The sequence below is a fragment of the Maritalea sp. genome (assembly GCF_051251695.1).
Taxonomy (GTDB): Bacteria; Pseudomonadota; Alphaproteobacteria; order Rhizobiales; family Devosiaceae; genus Maritalea.
Window position 1 is genome coordinate 1 of record NZ_JBPOEU010000104.1, and the last position, 2,151, is coordinate 2,151.

Consider the following 2,151-nt stretch of genomic DNA (forward strand, 5'->3'; position numbering starts at 1 on the left):
CGCCAGGACCAGCGTTGCGGCCACAGCAAGCTATTTGAGAGTGTTCGATAGCTTTTGGTAGCGACGACGCCTAGCCATCTGGGATGTCACTTTGATCTGGTGCTTTTGTAAATGCGAATGCCGGGACCGTCGTCTGGTGTCCCGACGAATTCGATGCCGGCCGATTCGAGCGCTGCAATGAGGGACAAAAGATTCCCCGACCGATTGGGGGGGACTCCCTCGACATCCTCGTAGCGGATTATTGTTCTCATTGATACACCAGCCTCGTCAGCCAGGCGTCCAATGGACCATCCAAGTGCATTTCTCGCTGCCCTGAGCTGAGGGCCTGTTGTATCTGTCATATTAGTGGCATATATTGTGACACATGAGTGATGTGCCTTCTACAGTGATCGACTGGAGAGTCGAATTCAACCGCCTTGAGGGTGCTTATGCACCAGCTACGTTGAAATCATACAAAGCAGATATCGAGATCTTTGAGAAATGGTGCATTGAGCAAGGTTTGGCTCCATTTCCAGCAGATGTATTCCATATTTGCCAATTCCTGGAAAGCGAAGCGCCGGGCCGGGCCCCTTCAACTGTGCGTCGGCGCCTCTATGCTATCCGCAAAGCACATCGACTTTTACATTTACCCGATCCAACTTTTGATGAAGAAATCAACATTACCTTTCGTCGTATCCAGCGAGCGAAGTTCGGCCGGCCAAAACAGGCTAAGGGATTAACTCGAAAGTACCTCGACGCATTCCTTGAAGTTCAGCCAGACAATCCGTGGGGGCTGCGCAACCGCGCAATGTTATCTTTGGGGTATGAGCTTCTGACCCGCAGATCTGAGCTGGTTGCACTGACCAGCAGAGATCTGAGCCTCAGAGACGACGGCACCTTAAGCGTTCTGATCCGAAGGAGCAAAGCCGATCCATCTGGGCAAGGCCGCGTTGCATTCACCTCAATCAAAACTGCTATAGCAATTCAGAACTGGATAGATTGGCGCGGTCCACACATCACTTATCTGTTTTGCCCCATTTACCATGGCAAGGCTGTGGAGCGAAGTTTGAGTGCCGATACAGTCAAACGTCTTATCAAAACCTCCGCAAAAAGGGCAGGTCTGGATATCACGGAAATTGATAAGTTCAGTGGCCATTCACTACGTGTGGGTGCAGCGCAAGATTTGCTTTGTGCAGGATATGACGCTGCAGCAATCATGCGTGCAGGGGGGTGGAAGTCGATAAATATCTTGTCACGCTATCTTGAGATGGCAGAACATAACGTTTGGGCCTGAAGGGCAACCTATTTTGCCGCAAACTTATTCTAAAAAGCAGGATCACATAATTGCGACCTTTTCGCCATGGGATGTAGGGCGTGATCGCTTTATCTTCAGTTGCTTCACGATATCAATCGGCAGCATAACCCGAATCCGTGAGCATGTGTTTAGCTGCGGCGCAAAACTTGCTTTGTGCGGGCCATGCCGCTGCGATTATGAGTGTTGGCGGTTGGAAATAGTTAGACGTCCTGTCGCGCTATCTTGAAATGGTCGAGTGCGTAGAGTCTGACTGGGCAACTCGTTTTTGTCCCAGTGGGATCAGTTTGGAAGAGGGTACGAATGCTACTGAGGAGCTGTCCAGTTCTCCAACCTTAGGCCGCTGACGCGCTCAAACTCAGACATATTTTTTGTCACCAGGGTCAGGCCCCGGGAACGCGCGTGACCCGCAATCATGATGTCATATGGGCCAATAGGCATTCCATTCCGTGCCAAAGTCGCCCGTATCTCGCCGGCATGCTCAGCCGCACCGATATCGAAATCCAGAACGTCAAGGCGTGCGAGCAGGCCCTCGACAGCATCTAAATTCCGCCTCACGGACTGGGACTTGTGGGCCCCGTAGAGAAGCTCCATGGCAGTCACAGCGGAGGTGCACATTTCCCCGTGATGTTGCTCAAACCGTTGCCGCACAGCTTCCGGCTTGTTTTTGATCGTGTAGATCAAAACGTTGGTGTCCAAAATATAGCGCAGCATCAGAATGCCTCGCGCTCTTGTTCATCGGGCTGGTCACGAGACTCTACAAAGTCTGGGCTGACCTCGGCGTCCTCAAACCACTGCGCCCAACTCTGGTCGCTGGGCACTATAATCCAGGCTCGCCCGCGCCTCACGATATCAACCAT

3 protein-coding genes are annotated in these 2,151 nt (G+C 52.1%); 1 reads left to right on the forward strand and 2 read right to left on the reverse strand.

Features of this window, described 5'->3' with window-relative positions:
• Positions 1–86: 86 nt before the first annotated feature.
• Entirely contained in the window at positions 87–341 is a 255-nt protein-coding gene (locus ACSHWX_RS18455) for a helix-turn-helix domain-containing protein (protein WP_435669672.1), read from the reverse strand.
• 23 nt (positions 342–364) lie between these two features.
• On the opposite strand from ACSHWX_RS18455, the gene ACSHWX_RS18460 reads away from it, so the two are divergent.
• Positions 365–1,273: a tyrosine-type recombinase/integrase gene (locus tag ACSHWX_RS18460; protein WP_435669673.1), complete on the forward strand. Its 909-nt coding sequence runs from the start codon at positions 365–367 to the stop codon at positions 1,271–1,273.
• Between the two features lie 324 nt (positions 1,274–1,597).
• Here the strand turns inward: ACSHWX_RS18460 and vapC are convergent, their stop codons facing one another.
• Positions 1,598–2,005 carry a type II toxin-antitoxin system tRNA(fMet)-specific endonuclease VapC gene (gene vapC / locus ACSHWX_RS18465; protein WP_435669674.1) on the reverse strand — a complete coding sequence of 136 codons (408 nt, stop codon included), beginning with the start codon at positions 2,003–2,005 and terminating at the stop codon, positions 1,598–1,600.
• Positions 2,006–2,151 lie beyond the last annotated feature (146 nt).

Coding starts and splice junctions, on each gene's coding strand:
- ACSHWX_RS18455 (WP_435669672.1), bottom strand. CDS start 341: ATGACAGATACAACAGGCCCTCAGCTCAGGGCAGCGAGAAATGCACTT.
- ACSHWX_RS18460 (WP_435669673.1), top strand. CDS start 365: ATGAGTGATGTGCCTTCTACAGTGATCGACTGGAGAGTCGAATTCAAC.
- vapC (WP_435669674.1), bottom strand. CDS start 2,005: ATGCTGCGCTATATTTTGGACACCAACGTTTTGATCTACACGATCAAA.